Consider the following 1056-nt stretch of genomic DNA (forward strand, 5'->3'; position numbering starts at 1 on the left):
AGATGTGTATAAGAGACAGACGTGATGCATTAGACAACCCCGAGTTTGACTTCTCGAAACCATTCGAAAGCGATTACGACGAATATATAACTATGGCCTGGAATGAAACAGAAATCGCCAACCCACGAGGCTTCTTCGCCGATATTTATAGGCTCGCCAACGAAGTCTGGAAAGACGACCTCCAAAAAGCCAGCCTTGAAGACCAGTCAACGTGGTAACACCACCAATCCCTCTCACAACCCACTCCTGTGGCGAGCGTTCATTACCACACTCTCCCCCCACTAAACCGACCGCAACCAAGTCCCCTGCGCTGCGCTGACGCGGTTACGCCCGCCGCTTTTGGCCTGGTACAACGCCAGGTCGGCGTCGTTGAGCCAACTGATGGAGTCGGCGTGCCCCGGTTGATAGGGCGCCAGGCCAATGCTCAGGCTGGCGCGCAGGGTCGGGTTTTGGTCGTAGGTCAGCGCATTGAAGCGATCACGCAGCGCATCCATAGCTTGCGTGGCACGGTTGAGCGGCATGTCCGACAGGATCACGCAGAATTCATCGCCGCCATATCGCCCCGCCTGGTCGGTGCTGCGCAGGTTCTGGCGCAGTACCTTGCTGAGCTGGCGCAACACGATGTCGCCGGCACGTGGCCGTAGGTGTCATTGATAAGTTTGAAGTGGTCGATGTCGATCAGAGCAATCACCGCGCCCCGCTGTTCATCGCGACAACGCTGGAACTCGATTTCCAACTGATCTTTCCACGCACCGTGGTTGAGCAGGCCGGACAAGCTGTCAGTACGGCTCAGGGCCAGCAGTTCGCGCTTGTGCCGGGACAAGTTCTGAGCCTGTCGATAGCAGATCCAACCGAGCACCAATGGATACAGCATCAGGATCGGCAGGCAGGCGTATAGCTGGGCCTAGCTGGTCATGGCGATAAAACCCGGTGCCACCCACCACCACCCGATGGCGACACCCAGCGCCTGCGCCAGCCAGCCGGCCAACACAAAGCGCGGCCCGCCAATGGATACGTTGTTCATGGACATCATCGACCTGTCTCTTATACACATCT

General features: G+C 57.7%; 2 protein-coding genes and 1 pseudogene. 2 read left to right on the forward strand and 1 reads right to left on the reverse strand.

Annotation, left to right across the window (positions count from 1 at the left end):
• Positions 1–218: hypothetical protein (locus tag B6S09_RS18880; RefSeq protein ID WP_211281098.1), on the forward strand; the 218-nt coding region annotated here is incomplete at its 5' end.
• Between the two features lie 63 nt (positions 219–281).
• On the opposite strand, the pseudogene B6S09_RS18585 reads toward B6S09_RS18880, so the two are convergent.
• Positions 282–736: pseudogene (locus B6S09_RS18585) on the reverse strand (GGDEF domain-containing protein).
• Here B6S09_RS18585 and B6S09_RS18710 point away from each other — a divergent pair.
• Entirely contained in the window at positions 635–898 is a 264-nt protein-coding gene (locus tag B6S09_RS18710) for a hypothetical protein (protein WP_244900118.1), read from the forward strand. The pseudogene B6S09_RS18585 and the gene B6S09_RS18710 sit on opposite strands and share 102 nt — an antisense overlap.
• The last annotated feature ends 158 nt before the right edge of the window (positions 899–1056 follow it).

Source organism: Oceanimonas baumannii, assembly GCF_002245495.1.
GTDB classification, from domain to species: Bacteria; Pseudomonadota; Gammaproteobacteria; order Enterobacterales; family Aeromonadaceae; genus Oceanimonas; species Oceanimonas baumannii.